This window comes from Companilactobacillus bobalius (assembly GCF_002179915.1).
GTDB classification, from domain to species: Bacteria; Bacillota; Bacilli; order Lactobacillales; family Lactobacillaceae; genus Companilactobacillus; species Companilactobacillus bobalius.
This window is the reverse complement of sequence record NZ_MYFM01000005.1, coordinates 170,208-185,235: the sequence shown is the minus strand read 5'-3', so window position 1 is coordinate 185,235 and position 15,028 is coordinate 170,208. Positions and strand designations below refer to the sequence as shown.

Here is a 15,028-nt window from a genome sequence, read left to right as displayed (position 1 = left end):
TAATGTACGTTATGGAGAAATTAAATTTGTACAAAAGTTAAACTATACTTAAAAAATATATTTGGCTAATATAATATTTTTAGAAAAAAGTGTTTAAAGACAATAGTTATCAGCGTCAGCTATTGTATAATACAAACTGAGGTGATAAAGGCATGATTAATACACCATATACTTTTCAGGATACTGATGCGTTTAAGAGTACCGAACGCTTAATTATTAAAGGTCGTTTCTTTGCGACGGCAGTTTCTGATTCGTTTAATACATTTAAACCTAAAAAAAGAAATATTCATAAAATATTAAATATCAAAAATAAGTTGTTAGTTCCCGAACTATTGGAAGTTAAACGTCAAAGAATGTCAAAATCTGTCTTCGCATTCTTCCGTGGAACTGTTGATGTGATGCATTACGATCTTTCACGAAATGAGAATAGTGGGATTCGTGTTTTGGTCGGAGGGGATGCTCATTTAGGAAACTTTGGTTTCTATGGCTCATCTGAGGGACAGTTGTTATTTGATATGAACGACTTTGATGAAGCCCATTTAGGTCATTGGGAATACGACTTAAAACGTCTATTAGTAAGTGCGCTTTTAGTTGCTCGTTCACATGGCTTTGATGAAAATGACGTTCAAGAGTACCTTTTAACGGTCGTTGATACTTATTTTGATACGTTGAAACACATGACAAAAATTTCAGAAATGAAACGTTTTATTTTGCCTAATACACTTCAAAATATTACGGAAATATTCGGTAAGCTTAAAGATAATGAAGAGTATTTCCAAGAATCTTTTAACAATATGATTGCTAAAAGTATCAAGAAGGCTCAAAAGAGTAACTCCAAATTGGTTATTGAAAAATATACTGAAGTAAATGATGGTCAACGTCGTTTTGTTGAGAATAAACCAGTCACACAACACATAAGCAAAAAAGATTATAAGAGTGTTGCCCATGGATACGAAAAGTATAAGAAAAACCAACGCAGCGATGTTAGACTGTTCTTAGAAGACTTTAAAATTATTGATATTGTCCGCCATAGTGTCGGCGTCGGCAGTGTAGGTACACTTTGCTATTTAATTTTGTTGAGAGATTTGGATAGTAACTACTTAGTTTTACAAGCTAAGCAAGCTTTACCTATCTATAACAATGACGAGTTGTATTTTGATAGCAAGGTTAGTCAGGGTCAGAATATTGTAAACAGTCAATTGATCCTGCAAAGTGCTTCCGATCCATTCTTGGGAGCCTTTGATACTGAGCAATATAGTTTTTATATGCGTCAATTTAAGGATATGAAATCATCTATTAATTTAGATAAACTAGATTTTGAATCTTTCAAGGATTATACAAAGGTTTGTGTTATTCTCCTTGCCAGAGCGCATTCACATTCACCAAACTATCCTTTAATTATTGGATTTGGTGAAGAATATGCTGACATAGCTAACTCATTAATGAATTTTACCAACAGTTACGCTCAACAAGTGGAGTACGACTTTGAATCATTTCAGAAGGATTTAAAAGATGAAGGGTAGTCATTAAATGAAACGGAAATTTTATAATCGCGATTTAAGCTGGATACTATTTGATAACCGAGTAATTGATCAAGCCTATGATAGTGATGTACCACTTTTAGAAAGACTACGTTTTTTGTCCATTGCTTCAAATAACTTAGATGAATTCTTCCGAGTAAGAATGCACAATATTGATAGTATGGTTATTAATAATAAAACTGAAAAGAGAACTGATCTAACTGGTGACGAAGTTCTTAATTTGGTTTATGAATTTAACTCTAGAAATATTGCTAAGCAGTACAAAAAATATGAAGCATCAATGCAAGACGCACGTGATAGAAAATTATTCTATATATTAAAGTACGATGAATTGAAAGATTCTGAAAAGAAGACTGTCAAAAAGTATTTTAATAAAAAAATCTTGCCACGGCTTGATATGCAGAGATTTTCTAAGACTTACAAGTATCGTCGCAATTTGAATTTGTTGATGGAGACGCCACATCATATTTACACTAGTCCAATTCCAGAAGATCTAGATCGTCTAGTGGAAACTGGTATCGAGAATCACTATATTTTGATTGAAGATGTTATTCGTAATGTCGCAACTGATTTAATTAGAAAATATAAGATCAAGAAGACTTATGTTTTCCGTGTTACTTATGATCAGAACAAGCCATACGACTTTTTAAGTAAAGATATGACTGACGATGAATATTTGAATAAGATGATCAATTACGTTGATACTAGAGAATTGCGTAATATTATGCGTGTGGAATTTGCTTGCAACGGTGAAAGCCATAGTCGTGAGTATTTTGCTAAGCTATTTGATGTCAGCAAGAAGAGTGTTTACAAAATACCTGGTCCTGTTGATATTAAGTTTTTGAATACACTTTTCAAGCGTTATCGTGATCATAAGGAATTGATTTTCCCAGCTTTTAAGGCATTGAAGTGGAATCCATCCAAGAATATTTTGGATTATTTGAAACATTCGTCATTATTAGTTCAGTATCCTTATGATTCTTACAGTGTTTTCATTAATTACTTAGAAGCGGCTGTTCATGATCCAAAGACGACTAAGATTTTCATTACAATTTACCGTACTGAAAAAGATTCCGATTTGTTGAGGCTTTTGAAAGAAGCTGCGGAAAAAGGTATCGAGGTTACCGCTATTGTTGAACTGAAGGCTAGATTTGATGAAGTCCATAATATCGAAGTAACGAAATTCCTACGTGAAGCAGGCGTTCAAGTCTTATTCGGTGACAAAGTTAATAAAGTCCATTCGAAAATCTGTTTGGTATTACATGGCGACAATAGAGGGTATGTTCAAATTGGTACTGGAAACTACAATGCAATCACAGCTAATGGTTTCTCCGATTTGAGCTATTTTACAAGTAATCAGATGTACATCGATGATGCTGTGAGATTCTTTGACCACTTAGTTAATGAAACTAAAGTTGAATATAATCTACTAGTGACATCACCAGATGGCATCAAGAAAATGATAATTGAAAATATCCGTTTGGCTACTGAAGCATATTTGCGTGATGGTCAAGGTGGAGTCTTCATGAAAGTTAATGGTTTAACTGATGTTGAGGTTATTAATGCTATTTATAAAGCTGCTCGACAAGGTTTGCCATTTAGAATGATTGTTAGAGGTCCATGTTCATTGAAGATTGGTATCTGTGGACCAAAAGAGGATATTCGTGTAAAGAGTATCGTGGGGCAGTTGTTGGAACACAGTCGAATCTTCAAATTCCAATATGGTAGTGACCATACGGATGTTTGGATTTCGTCAGCTGATATGATGACTAGAAATCTTGATCGTCGTGTTGAATTGGCTGTTCCAATCGTTGAGGAAAAATCAAAATTGAAATTAAATAAGATTATCAATACCTTCTTGAAGGATACAGAGAATTCTTATTGGTTAGATTCCGATGGCGATTATGTCAAAGAAGAGAAAGACAATGGAATTTCTGCACAACAGACTTGGCTAAGCCGCTTGAAGTGGAGAAAGTACATTAAAACAAATTAAATTTGGGGATTTATATAGAATTCGTCGTGAATTCTATTTTTTTGCCTTTTTAAATAAGGTGTAAATTCAATAGTTTGATTAACGCGGTTAAAATTCCTAAATATTATTATGTACACCCGATTACTCTGTCTAATTCTCAAGTACAGTCTTTAAAGAATAGAGCTGGGATTCATGGTATTAATATTCAGGTTTTAGAATTACATTTTGATGGTCATAATGGTGACCATCTTTTAGTGTATAGCGAAATAGGCGAGGAAGTTTATTTAGTTGCGATTGGTACACATAGTGATTTATTTAGAAAATAGTTAAATTTTTTAATTGATTGTATAAAAATAACCACCCATTTCTGGGTGGCTATTTTTGTTAGATTTGAAAGACTAAGTTTAACATGTTTTCTTAGTTATTGCTAAGTTTGGATTTTTTTGTTTGATAACAATAATAACCAAACTTCTATGCAATATAGCGGAAACGCGTTCCACAAGGGCAACCTCCTGTGGTTTGCTACGATACCGGAATCACACGCCAAGTGCGCGTGTAATTCCGATATCTAGGCAAATCCTCGGAGACTGAGCGCCCTTGTTCCACGCTCTTTTGAAACGAGCTGCGCAGGGGTAACCCATTGTGGTTTGCTACAGAACTGAAATCATCCGCAAGTTCAGCGGCTAATTCCAATTCTTAGGCAAATCCTCATGGGTTGACCACCCCTGCTACGCTCTCTAATCTTTGAAATTGCCGCTTTCGACGTCTTTAATGAATTGTTCCAAATGGTCGAAGTAAACTGGAGCATTATCGATCATATGATGATGTCCTCCATTTGGTGTTGTTACTAGGCGTGCATGTGGAATTTCTTTTTGCATGATCTTAGCTGTTGCGATTGGCATTGTTTCATGTTCACCAAATGTCAACAATGTTGGCACTGTAATTTCTTTAAGGTGTTTTCTGAAGTGCCAGTCTTTTAACTTACCTGTGATAACGAATTCGTTGTCACCTTGGAATGTGTTGTAAACGGCTGTGGCTGTTGTGTCGACTAAATGTCTGATGGCTGTTGGTTGTTTACGATCAACATATTCAGCATTTAAAATATCAACATAGCTTTGATATGTAGGATCTGATAAGTCGTTTTTGGCTTCGATATCTTGCATATATTTAACTTTGTCAGGTCCCAATGTGTCTAGACGGCATTGGTTAACGCTCTTAACGTATTCATCAATTTCGTCGACCATACTTGAGATGATGGCACCTTTAAGGTGTTGTCCATATTTAGCAGCGTACATTTGAACTAATGCGCCACCCCATGATTGTCCGATTAGATAAAAGTTATCTAAACCTAGCTTTTGTCTAACTTCTTCAACTTCTTCTAGGAAGTAATCGTATGTCAGATATTTTTTAGCGATTTCGGGGTCGCTATAGTCGGGTTGATCTGAATACCATGATCCTAGTTGATCGTACATGGTTACTTGAACGCCTAAGTCGGCTAATTTTTCACCGAAGTTTTCCCAGTATTCGTGGTTTCCACCGGGTCCACCGTGGAGGCATAGCAATTTGATGTCACCATGACCTTGAGTGTTAGTCCAAAGATGATAGCCATTGTCTAATGTTAAAATTGTTGTTCCTTGTTTCATAAGATAAGTCACCTTCCTGCAAATGATAGTTATAAGTATATATCTATATCTAAGGTTATTTCAAATATTCTATAATATAATTTTAATAATTCTAACGAAAATCTTATTTTTATTATGAGAAATTATGATGTAAATATTTTAAATGGATATAACATATATGATAAAATTGGTATACATTTATAAAGGGGCGATATGATGAAAAAGTGGGTTATTAGTCTATTGTCTGTGGGGATGCTTTTAGGAATATTTGGCATGTCAGGAATCAGTGATTCAGATTCACCAAATACAGTTGAAGAAACAGTTCAAGCAGATACTAGTAGTAATAATGAACGAACAATTAATTATGTAGTTTATCGGGGAAATTCTAGTTTACTCTCACCAATGGATGCATTCTTCACCAAGAGTGCAGATATAACATCCAATGATGATGGTAGCTATAAGGTTACATTGACGGCAGAAGTTTCCAATTTAACTAGTCTAAAAGTAACGACAATTGATAATCAACAACCAAGTGTTTCAAGCACATACACTAAGAATGCTAAAAAGTATCTTGATATCAGTTTTAATATTAAAAGTTTGAGTGAGTTGGACAAACCAATTTCAGGAACTGTACAGACGAAATTGTTAGATCTTAATGTTGATAAGGCGACAGTTAATTTTAAATTTGATTCCAGTAGTTTAGATGGTCAAAAATCTAATACATTCTTGAATAGTCTGAAATCAATCACTGATGCGGAAGATGAAACAAAGTCAGTTTTGGCTGATGCTAAAGATACCGCTAATAGTATTAAAAATGATTTGAGTACTGATAATGATAACGACATTATTACGGCACCTAAAACTACCAATTCACAAACAGCAAGTACAACTAATAATAATCAAACAGATAATGATAAAACGGTTATTAAAGAATTAACTTATAAAGTTGCTAAAGATGATGGCGACGGGGCGATGATTTCACCATACTTTACAAATACAGCTAAGGTGATGCAAAATCCTGACGGTACTTATTATGTAGAGATGACGATCAAGTATCCTAAAAAGTTTGGTAACAATGCAATTCAATTGAATTATATTAATAATGAAAAACCAACTAATTTGAGTTTTACCAGTTCAGGGGACAGTAATTATCTCAAATTTGATTTTCCAATTAATAATTTAAGTGATTTAGGCAAAGTGATTCCTGGTAATGCAACTTTGAATTTGCCTGATTTTAATCTCGACAAAGATTTGAATTTTGATTTGAACTTTGATGGTTTTAATCCTTCAGATATTTCAGGAATTGTAAGTAGCTCTGACGTATCCGGATTGTTATCAGATTTGAGCAGTTTAAGCAATTCTAAGAATATCAAGACTGACAAAACTACTAATGACAATAAGGCACTCGGCACGTTACCTCAAACAGGTGAGGAAACGAATGCAGCTTTGGGTATTATTGGTGGTTTGCTTTTGATACTTTGGATTGTTTTGTTGAAAACAACATATTTGAAGAAATAATCTTGGATTTGGTTAAAATTTTTGCTCCAGATTAGTGGGTGATTTCTTTCCAAATCTTTTAAATAAAATGACGGCATCTGTTTAGGACGTACTGTGCACACTTATCCTAAATGGGTGCTATTTTAGATTTTTAAGTCAATAAAGTAGTCATGCTCCAATAACATTGTATGATTAAGAAAAAATCAATTTGAGGGTACCGCGATGGATAGTTTAGATGAAAAAGATGTTGTGGCCCTATGTGGTCAAGTGGGAGCAGTGCTTCTAGAAAATGGAGCCGAAACTTCACGGGTAGAAAATACTGTGGAGTATATCGGTCGGGCAGTAAATTTACCGATAGTTTGTCATGCAACGATGACGGCTGTTTTTGTGAACTCGGAAAAAAGTGCTACAACGAGAATTTTTAAAGTTCGTGTGGGTGATTTCAACCTTCAAAAAGTTGATCGAATCAATACGCTGTCACGTGAATTTTCCCAGCATAAAATGACCTTCAAAGAATTAAAAGAAGCTGTGACTGATGTTGAGTTCGACACATCAGATTTTAATTTATTTGAGAAATGTTTGGGGGCAGGTTTAGTCTCAGTCGCACCGATGTTGTTGTTTAAGGCAACTTGGTTTGATTTGTTCCTGTCATTTTTTGTCGGTATCTTGGGATATCTAGTGGCAAGAGTTGTTGGACAGCATTCTAAAATTCCTTATATTGCTGTAGCTATGGGTGGTTTGAGCATTAGTGTCTTGGCTCATATTTTGCTAGATGTGGGAATTGCTTCAAGTGCTAACAATATTATTATTAGTGCCTTAATGCCTTTGGTACCAGGAGTTCCAATGACCAATTCATTACGAGAGATTATTGAAAAAAACACTATTTCCGGTTTAGTCAGAGCAACTGACGCCATTATGGCGGGAATCTCGATTGGTAGTGGTGTGGTTATTGGTCAAATCTTGATTAAGGCTGTCTTGGGAGGGTAAAAATGCAAATACTATTAGGATTTATTTTTGGCTTTTTATCTAGTGTTGGTTTTGGTATTGTGACCAATAATCCTAGAAGAACTTTGATGCCGGCAGGTTGGATCGGAGCAATTGCTTGGGTCATTTATATCGTTGCTGGTTGGTATGACCATGGAGTAATCATGCCGAACCTTTTGTCAGCAGTTGTTATTGGACTATTAGGTAATTTAGCCGCCATTTTGGTTAGAGCACCAGTAAATATTTTTTATGTCCCTTGTTTAGTCTCACTAGTTCCAGGAGCAATTATTTATGACAGTATGAAAAATTTTACTTTAGGGTATGATAATTTAGCTGCACACGGATTGATTAAAGCTTTAACAGTTGGATTGTCTTTAGCAATTGGATTCATTATTGCCGAAGCCATTTCTAATAAAATCTATCCACCTTTAAAAAAACATTTAGAACAAAAAAACCGCTGATATTGTGTCAGCGGTTTTTATTTTCCTGAAGGGGGAAAATTTATTATTCAGTTTCTTTGGCTTCTTCGTTCTTACTGTTGCCAGATTGTTGTTTCTTCCATTCAGCATTAGTCATCAAATCATCAACGTTTAAAGTGATTTTATCTACTTCTTTACCGGTCATTTCTTTGACTGAACGAGCAATACTATTCACGATTCTATCAAAAATTTGAGGTGCTGGTTTGCCATATTCCAATATGGCTTTCAGTTCGAACGATAACTTGTCATCATCATTATCAACGTTCACACCCTTGGTAGGATTATCAATAAAACGGTCAGTTAGGTTACTAATGGCACCGCCATTTAGAGAGAGTACACCATCAATTGAATGAGCTGTTTGGCTAGCAATTTTTTCTAAAACTTTATCTGAAAAGTTTAATTCCTTTTGAATTGAATTTTCCTGATGATTGTTTGTTTGAGTGTTAGTCATATTTTTTCCTCTTTTCTAATTTACACGGTTATTGTCGTTATTTTTATTCTGTTGTTGCCATTCTTTTTTAGTCATGACATCGCTGATATAAACGTTAGTTTCGATTACTTTAAGTCCAGTCATACTTTCGATGGCTGAACTAACTTCATGGAGAATATTTTCAAAAACTTGATGTGCGTCTTTGCCATATTCCAAGATGATTTCTAAGTCTAAAGCAGTTTGTTTTTCGCCGACATCAACATCGATACCTTTAGTGATATCTTCTTTACTACGAATTTTGTCAGCAATATTGTCGAAGACGTTACCATTCATGGAGAGAATACCGTCGATATCACGGATTGCCATCCCAGCAATTTTAGCGATTACGTCTTCATTAAATTTCAATTTACTATTCTTTATTAAATCGGCGTTTAGCGGTTGTACTGCCATGTTATTACTCCTTTATTTGTAAAATTTTGGTAATTTTAGATCTTAATGAAGATTTGTCTTCGGCAGATCCAGTTATGGTAGCAATCAAGTAGCCAACCATTCCGGCCAGAACTATTAATAATAAATTTCCAAAGCCTAGAACTATCCAGATTGCGACCAGAACACTTCCAACAATGGAGCCAATTATGCCTCTTTTCATATTCTTATCCTCACACAACTTTTACTTTGCCACGATTTAAATTAGGTTTTAAATCAACAGTTGTTTTCTTAATAGGAATACTTAAATGTTTGGCCAATTGTTCATTAGCGATACGTTTAATATTTTCACCTTGGCGGTGTAAATTCTGTTCTTCAGTACTAAGCGCTGAAATGAACATTTTAGCTTGGCGATTCTTGCCTAAAATTTTGAGATCAACATCGACATCGGTAAGGTTAGGAATTTCTTTGATTTTATTTTTGATTATTTTTTCAATGGAGGCCTTAGAAATTCGTAATTTACCATTAGCAGAGTCGAAACGAACTTCTTGGTGTTTAACAGGTACGAAAATTCCATACATCAGTAGAACCAAGAAAATCAGAGTGGAGATACCGGCGAAAACCAGTGAAGTGTAGAGTAGAAAGTCTCGTGGAAGTTGAAAACCTTTAATTACTTCTACTACTGGTTTAAGTGGATAAGCTAAGGCAATGAACCAAAGTACTTGTAGTAATCCTAGTATGGAAGCAACTATTAGAATACCTTTCGATATTTTTTTCATAAATTTCCCCTTACTAACTTCTTCTCATACTGCTGAAAAGCCAAGTGGTTAATAATACAACGACTATAGCTCCAACAATAGCTGGTACGATTGCCATACCTGCAACGTTTGGACCCCAAGCTCCGAGAAGTGTTTCACCAAGCCAAGCTCCAACTAAACCTCCAATAATATTACCAACCCAGCCCCAAGGCATATCGCGATTGATAATCATACTAGCAATAGCCCCTATAACGGCGCCAACTATAATAACCCATATAGTATGTAGCATTTTAACCATCCCTTTCTTTCAAGAAAATTACTATTTCCTTTTATTTATAAGTTCATCTTAAAGAATTACTTGTGAACTTGTCCACAAATAACTAATGGAAATTATAAATAAAAAATGATTCAAAAATATGATCAAACTTGATAGACATCAAGTTTTTTAATGTTCATTCTCAGTAGAATATGTCTTGTAAGTTGAGAGAGCGAAGCAAAGATGTCCAGCTCTTGAGGATTTACATGATATTTGGAATTGCACACAAGGTGGGCGAGGCCGAATATTAGGTAAACCGCAGAGAGTTATCTTTGCGTAGATCGTTTAATGAGAGAGCGAAGCAAAGATGTCCAGCTCTTGAGAATTGTTCAGGAAGATTAGATAAATACGAGAAGGGAAAATTAAAATGAATAAGCTAAATATATGGATACAGAAACATCAAAATAAATTAACAGCTTCAATCGCCATTTTAATTGTAGTAAGTTTGATTGCTAAGTTTTTATTGAAACTACCAACGCTTAGTACAGTTGCAATGATTATTGCCAGTATTATCGGAGCCATTCCAGTGGCTCTACATGCAATATCCGCATTACAGAACAAAGTTATCAGTATTGAATTACTAGTAACAATTGCAGTTGTCGGAGCCTTTATCATTGGAGAATATGAAGAATCAGCTGTAGTTACATTCTTATTTCTTTTTGGTAATTTCTTGGAACAAAAGACTTTGGAGAAGACTCGTTCTTCCGTTAAAAGTTTAACGAAGATGGCACCAACTACAGCCGAATTGGTCAACGAAGATGGCACAACTGAAGAGGTTGATGTTGATGATTTGGATGAAGGTGATCACGTTGTTGTTAAGCCTGGTGGTCAAATTCCTGTCGATGGAAAAATTATCGATGGTACAGGTTATATGAATGAAGCCTCAATTACTGGTGAATCAACTCCAGTTGAGAAGAGTATTGGTGACAATGTTTTCGCTGGTTCGATCACTGATAACGGAACAATAACTATCGAGACGACATCCGTGGGTGAAGATACTACCTTCGGTAAGATCATCGAATTAGTTGAGGAAGCACAAGATAGTCAGTCACCTGCCGCTCGTTTTATTGATAAATTTGCGACTTATTACACACCAGCTGTATTGATCATCGGTATCTTAGTTTGGGCAATCACACAAAACTTTCCATTGGCTATTACCGTTCTAGTTCTAGGATGCCCTGGTGCCTTGGTTATCGGTGCTCCCGTTTCAAACGTTGCCGGAATTGGTAATGGTGCTAAGAATGGTATTTTGATGAAGGGTGGCAATGCCGTAAATACCTTCTCACACGTTGATACTTTGGTACTCGATAAGACTGGTACTTTGACAACCGGGAAAATGTCAGTTACTGATGTAGTCAATTTTGGTAAAGATAAGAATGAAATGATGGCTTTACTTTCAGCTGTTGAAAATACTTCAGACCATCCTTTGGGTCAAGCTATCGTGAAGTACGCTCATGATTTAGGTGTCACAGATGATGTTAAACTACCTGAATTAGATACCGTTAAGGGTCAAGGGTTAGTCAGTCAAAGTGATGAATTCAAGATTTTAGTTGGTAACGAACGTTTGATGAAAGCCAATAACGTTCAAATTACTAAAGAACAGAGAAAAGCTATTAATGCTCGTATGAACGATGGAGATTCTGTCGTATTGATGGCTCTTGATCAAGAATTACGTTTAGTCGTTGGTGTGAATGATCAATTGAGACCAGATGCTAGAGAAGGACTTCAAGCATTAAAAGATGCTGGTTTAAAACGAATCGTAATGTTAACTGGTGATAATAAGGTCGCTGCTCAACGTGTTGCCGAAAGATTGCCAATTGATGAAGTACATGCCGAATTATTACCTGAGGACAAAGTTGAGTTTGTTAAGAAGTTTAAAGAACAGGGTAATACCGTAGCCTTTGTTGGTGATGGTATTAACGATAGTCCTTCACTTGCTACAGCTGATATCGGAATTGGTATGGGTACTGGGACAGATGTCGCTATCGAAACCTCAGATATCATTTTGGTTAAGTCCAGCTTTGATGCTTTGGCACATGCTTACAAGTTATCTAAGAAGACCGTCGCTAATACAAAAGAAAATATCATTATTGCAGTTGGAACAGTTGCCTTATTATTGCTCGGTTTAGTTGTCGGTGTAATTCATATGGGTAGCGGAATGTTTGTCCACGAACTAAGTATCTTAGTAGTTATTTTCAACGCAATGAGATTAATTCAAAATAAACCTTCGAAACTTGATTCAAATCAAGTTCTCAAAACAGCAAACTAAGTAAGATAGTATTTGTAAGTTAGTTGAGCAAGTACTCAACGATGATGCTGGTGAAAGATTTAAGAAATATGGAGGAATCAATTATGGCAAAAGCAATTTTACAATTAGGTGAATTAACATGCCCATCATGTTTAACAAAGATTCAAAAGGGTGTTGAAAACCAAGATGGCGTTTCAAATGTCAAGGTTCTCTTCAACGCTGGTAAAGTTAGGGCAGATTTTGATGAAGATAGGACTTCCGCAGACCAAATTTCCAATGTAATTACAGACTTAGGATATGAAGTTAAAAAGGTTAAAGTTAAGGAGAACAAATAATGGCAGAACTAACAATTGACGAAAAGTTTGCAGCAGAACAAAAACAGGCTGATGCAGATCACCACAAACCAACCGCAGGGGCAATGACAGGACATATTGTTTCTAATCATTTCTTGCTAAATATCAAGTTGCACCAAATCGAGTGGTTCATTAAGGGTGCCAATGCTGAAAACTACAAGGCCGTTTTAAAACAAACTATTGATGAAAATAATGCTTGGTATGATAAGATAGCCGATGAATTGCTTGATGAAGGTGAATTACCACCCTCAACAATGAAAGAATATACTGAATATTCAATGCTTGAAGAAGACGGTAAGAATAAGTACATGAAGGCTGAGGATATGATCCAAACGGTCGTTAATGACTTTGCTACAGATAACATGTTTGTTACACGTGCAATCAAGTTAGCTGAAAATGAAGATCGTCCATTCATGGCTCAAGTTCTAGTTCAATTACTTGGCTTTAACAATCACCAAATCAGAATCTATCAAGCACTTCTTGGCAATTCAGCTAAAGAAGGCTTTGAAGAAGAAGACGATGAAGACTTCGATTAAGGAGAGATAATTAATGGCAAAATTAGCGCATGATCATACAGCGGAAGACTGTGTTCAGTTAGTTCCAATATTTAACACCTTGTCACAAGAAGATATTGAAACGGTGGCTACTTTAGTTACCCATCACCACTACAAGAGTGGGGAATATATCTTTTCTGCTGGGGATGTTGCTGATTCATTGATTATTGTGGCTCACGGACAAGCCAAAGTATTTCAAATGTCCACGAGTGGTAAAGAGCAAATGTTACGAGTTTTGCAGACAGGTGATTTTGATGGAGAAGCAACACTTTTCTCCGATGCTGAGCACAATAACTTTTCTGAAGCCTTGATGGATACAGACGTGTGCCAAATATCTCGTCCAGACTTTCAAAAGTTAATGCAAAAAGCTCCTGCTTTGGCTGTTAATATGGTCAATGCACTAGGGCGTAGAATCGTTCAATTGGAACAACAGACTGCTGAAGCTACTACAGCTAGTGTAGAGAGTCGCTTGGCTAATTATCTGTTAGAAACCAGTGCTGGGTTAGATGAAGATGTTTTTACCTTGCCACTTAAGAAAAAAGATATCGCTACTTATCTTGGAACAACCCCTGAAACAATTAGTCGAAAGTTAAGTTCTTTGACTAAACAAGGTATGATTGAAAAGATTAGTAATAATAAGTTTAAGATTTTAGATGCAGATCGATTAATGATGATCGATTAGAGCGTGGAACAAGGGCGCCCAGCCTCTGAGGATTTGCCTAAGTACTGAAATCGCATGCGAATTATGCGTGCAATTCCAGTACTGTAGCAAACCGCAGGAGGTTGCCCTTGTGAAACGCGTTTCCACTATATTGCAAAGAACAACGGTTAATCCCAAATAGACAGTAAAAATACATAAGACAAAAAATAACACAGGTTATAAAAAATCTGTGTTATTTTTATACATTTTTATAACACGAACAATAACGGAAATTCAATTGACATAGTTCGTGAATGGATGCTATCTTTAATGCAATAAATTAAAAAAGGTAGGAAATTTATCTATGTTTACCCCTGAGGAGATCTTAGAGAAGAGCATTAATGCTGGTGTCGGAAAGTTGAAAAAAGCACTGATTGCCAAAATGATACTTGGTTTTATCGGTGGGGCTATGATCTCCATTGGATTCTTGGCCTACGTTAGAGTTACTGCTTCAATTCCGAAAGACTTGGCTAGTGTTAAATCATTAGTCGGCGGAACAGTTTTTCCTATCGGTTTGATCATTATCTTATTAGCTGGTGGAGAATTGGCTACGGGGAATATGATGGCAGTTGGAGCGTCGTTTTTATCGAAGAAAGCTTCAATACTAGATTATGTAAAAAATCTACTAATAATTACGTTATTCAATTTTATCGGGGCAATTTTTGTCGCCTATTTCTTTGGTCACGTTGTCGGATTGACTCATGCTGAACCATTTAGACAAGCTGTGATTGCTGTGGCTGCTAGTAAAACCAGTGCCGGATTTTGGTCAGCATTCATTTCAGGAATTGGCTGTAACTGGCTAGTTGGTTTAGCTGTTTGGCTCTCGTTTGGGGCTAAAGATGGAGCCGGTAAGATTCTTGGTATCTGGTTCCCAATCATGATTTTTGTGGCAGTTGGTTTTCAACATAGTATTGCTAATTGTTTCATTATTCCTGCAGCAATTTTTGAAGGTGGAAGTACATGGGGACTATTTTTACAAAATTTTGTTCCAGTTTACTTAGGTAATATCATTGGCGGATTAGTTTTTGTCGCTGGATTCTACTACCTCAGTTATAAGAAAGTTAAATAAGAACAGATTAGCTTCCGAGTATGTTTTTAGATTTTTCATAGATTAGTTTTAGAAATGTTTTAGATGAGTAGCAAAAAAC

The 15,028-nt window shown here is 35.7% G+C and carries 16 protein-coding genes; 10 read left to right on the top strand and 6 right to left on the bottom strand.

The annotated features are described in order from the left end of the window. The first annotated feature begins 152 nt into the window (after positions 1 to 152). Positions 153 to 1,523, top strand: coding sequence for a DUF2252 domain-containing protein (locus LKACC16343_RS08945; RefSeq protein ID WP_056950973.1), 1,371 nt, complete (start codon positions 153 to 155; stop codon positions 1,521 to 1,523). A gap of 7 nt (positions 1,524 to 1,530) precedes the next feature. Then, a complete protein-coding gene (ppk1, locus tag LKACC16343_RS08940; protein WP_056950975.1) occupies positions 1,531 to 3,534 on the top strand; it encodes a polyphosphate kinase 1 in 2,004 nt (667 codons plus the stop codon). A 716-nt stretch (positions 3,535 to 4,250) separates the two neighbouring features. Here ppk1 and LKACC16343_RS08930 read toward each other — a convergent pair. Then, positions 4,251 to 5,156, bottom strand: coding sequence for a proline-specific peptidase family protein (locus tag LKACC16343_RS08930; protein WP_056950979.1), 906 nt, complete (start codon positions 5,154 to 5,156; stop codon positions 4,251 to 4,253). Between the two features lie 192 nt (positions 5,157 to 5,348). On the opposite strand from LKACC16343_RS08930, the gene LKACC16343_RS08925 reads away from it, so the two are divergent. The 3 genes from LKACC16343_RS08925 (at position 5,349) to LKACC16343_RS08915 (ending at position 8,077) form a co-directional block, all read left to right on the top strand. Then, entirely contained in the window at positions 5,349 to 6,653 is a 1,305-nt protein-coding gene (locus LKACC16343_RS08925; protein WP_082604474.1) for an LPXTG cell wall anchor domain-containing protein, read from the top strand. A gap of 201 nt (positions 6,654 to 6,854) precedes the next feature. Next, on the top strand, positions 6,855 to 7,619 hold the full coding sequence (locus LKACC16343_RS08920; RefSeq protein WP_056950982.1) for a threonine/serine exporter family protein: 765 nt from the start codon (positions 6,855 to 6,857) through the stop codon (positions 7,617 to 7,619). Positions 7,620 to 7,621: 2 nt separating this feature from the next. Continuing rightward, complete coding sequence (locus LKACC16343_RS08915; RefSeq protein ID WP_056950984.1) at positions 7,622 to 8,077, top strand: threonine/serine exporter family protein; 456 nt, start codon at positions 7,622 to 7,624, stop codon at positions 8,075 to 8,077. A gap of 43 nt (positions 8,078 to 8,120) precedes the next feature. Here LKACC16343_RS08915 and LKACC16343_RS08910 read toward each other — a convergent pair whose 3' ends face one another. The 5 genes from LKACC16343_RS08910 to LKACC16343_RS08890 are packed head-to-tail and all read right to left on the bottom strand — an operon-like array spanning position 8,121 to position 9,998. Further along, positions 8,121 to 8,546 (bottom strand): Asp23/Gls24 family envelope stress response protein, encoded by a 426-nt coding sequence (locus tag LKACC16343_RS08910; protein ID WP_056950986.1) that lies wholly within the window; start codon positions 8,544 to 8,546, stop codon positions 8,121 to 8,123. Positions 8,547 to 8,561: 15 nt separating this feature from the next. After that, positions 8,562 to 8,975 carry an Asp23/Gls24 family envelope stress response protein gene (locus LKACC16343_RS08905; protein WP_056950988.1) on the bottom strand — a complete coding sequence of 138 codons (414 nt, stop codon included), beginning with the start codon at positions 8,973 to 8,975 and terminating at the stop codon, positions 8,562 to 8,564. 4 nt (positions 8,976 to 8,979) lie between these two features. After that, a complete protein-coding gene (locus tag LKACC16343_RS08900; protein WP_056950990.1) occupies positions 8,980 to 9,174 on the bottom strand; it encodes a hypothetical protein in 195 nt (64 codons plus the stop codon). A 10-nt stretch (positions 9,175 to 9,184) separates the two neighbouring features. After that, positions 9,185 to 9,730 carry an alkaline shock response membrane anchor protein AmaP gene (gene amaP, locus LKACC16343_RS08895; RefSeq protein WP_056950992.1) on the bottom strand — a complete coding sequence of 182 codons (546 nt, stop codon included), beginning with the start codon at positions 9,728 to 9,730 and terminating at the stop codon, positions 9,185 to 9,187. A gap of 13 nt (positions 9,731 to 9,743) precedes the next feature. Beyond that, complete coding sequence (locus LKACC16343_RS08890; protein WP_056950994.1) at positions 9,744 to 9,998, bottom strand: GlsB/YeaQ/YmgE family stress response membrane protein; 255 nt, start codon at positions 9,996 to 9,998, stop codon at positions 9,744 to 9,746. A 394-nt stretch (positions 9,999 to 10,392) separates the two neighbouring features. Between LKACC16343_RS08890 and LKACC16343_RS08885 the strand changes: the two genes are divergently transcribed. From LKACC16343_RS08885 to LKACC16343_RS08865, 5 genes are all read left to right on the top strand, one after another. Beyond that, positions 10,393 to 12,294: a heavy metal translocating P-type ATPase gene (locus tag LKACC16343_RS08885; RefSeq protein ID WP_056950996.1), complete on the top strand. Its 1,902-nt coding sequence runs from the start codon at positions 10,393 to 10,395 to the stop codon at positions 12,292 to 12,294. Between the two features lie 83 nt (positions 12,295 to 12,377). Continuing rightward, positions 12,378 to 12,608, top strand: a complete 231-nt coding sequence (locus LKACC16343_RS08880; protein WP_056950998.1) for a heavy-metal-associated domain-containing protein — start codon at positions 12,378 to 12,380, stop codon at positions 12,606 to 12,608. Beyond that, entirely contained in the window at positions 12,608 to 13,162 is a 555-nt protein-coding gene (locus LKACC16343_RS08875; protein ID WP_056951000.1) for a ferritin-like domain-containing protein, read from the top strand. The genes LKACC16343_RS08880 and LKACC16343_RS08875 overlap by 1 nt, the downstream gene beginning before the upstream one ends. A gap of 13 nt (positions 13,163 to 13,175) precedes the next feature. Continuing rightward, the gene (locus LKACC16343_RS08870) at positions 13,176 to 13,862 is read left to right on the top strand and encodes a Crp/Fnr family transcriptional regulator (RefSeq protein ID WP_056951002.1); all 687 of its coding nucleotides are present in this window, start codon (positions 13,176 to 13,178) and stop codon (positions 13,860 to 13,862) included. A 322-nt stretch (positions 13,863 to 14,184) separates the two neighbouring features. Further along, on the top strand, positions 14,185 to 14,949 hold the full coding sequence (locus tag LKACC16343_RS08865; RefSeq protein ID WP_056951004.1) for a formate/nitrite transporter family protein: 765 nt from the start codon (positions 14,185 to 14,187) through the stop codon (positions 14,947 to 14,949). Positions 14,950 to 15,028 lie beyond the last annotated feature (79 nt).